The sequence below is a fragment of the Rothia sp. HMSC075F09 genome (assembly GCF_001810515.1).
Taxonomy (GTDB): Bacteria; Actinomycetota; Actinomycetes; order Actinomycetales; family Micrococcaceae; genus Rothia.
The window spans coordinates 1-562 of record NZ_KV801789.1 but is presented as its reverse complement, the minus strand read 5'-3'; the positions used below and the strand labels follow the sequence as shown (position 1 = coordinate 562).

At 54.1% G+C, this 562-nt stretch carries 1 protein-coding gene; it reads left to right on the top strand.

Annotated features, from left to right (window positions below; translation table 11 throughout):
- Positions 1–355 (top strand): hypothetical protein (locus HMPREF2749_RS04920; protein WP_210395328.1); only part of this gene is annotated, 355 nt, incomplete at its 5' end.
- Between the last annotated feature and the right edge of the window lie 207 nt (positions 356–562).

Here is a 562-nt window from a genome sequence, read left to right as displayed (position 1 = left end):
CCTTACCGGTGCAGCCAATCCCGGCGGCACCGGTCAGCGAATCAGAAAAGGACATATCATCATGGCACTTAGCACCTTCCTCATTGTCGCGCAGTACGCCCCTAGCCCCAATGGTGGGGTGGACATCTCGCTTAAGACGGCATCAAAAGACACTATCCCCGAACAGGTGGAGAGCTTGTCTGATAGCTTCCTTGAGTCTGTCAAGGAATCCGGCGCACCGGTCAGCGAGCACCTGAACATCATGCTAGGCCTGCTGTACCTTGCAGGCTTCACGATGGAAGGGGTAGGGTTCACGGAGTTCAAGGAAGGCGAGGAAATCACCGGCTGGATGATTAGGTTTCACAGCGCACAGTAGCTAAGACAGGGAGGGGGTAGATACTTATCTACCCCCTCTTTCGTTGTGGATTCGCCCTCATGCGCCGCCGCTCCACCTTGTTTATATGCGTTCAGTCGTGCTATAATATAACTGTAGGGAAGGGGAAGGGAAAACCTCACACCCTACCGGCGGCACCGATACCGGCGCAGCCGATAGCAAATCAGTTAGGAGAAAATCATGTATGAG